Raw genomic sequence first — 225 nt, forward strand, 5'->3', positions numbered from 1 at the left:
TCCGCAATCATCACATCGTCAAAAGCGTTGTGAACATCCGGGCGGTTTAACGTCAGCGTTGCAACGCCTTGGCTGTTGATATCAAGCTCTGTGTATTTTGCCATGGTTAATAACCTCCGATTACATGCGGAAGACGCCGAAACGGCTGTCTTCAATCGGTGCATTTAATGAAGCGGCAAGGCTTAGTGCCAGAACTTCGCGCGTTTGTGCCGGGTCAATAATGCC

This window comes from Idiomarina sp. UBA4206, assembly GCF_002383015.1.
Lineage (GTDB): Bacteria > Pseudomonadota > Gammaproteobacteria > Enterobacterales > Alteromonadaceae > Idiomarina > Idiomarina abyssalis.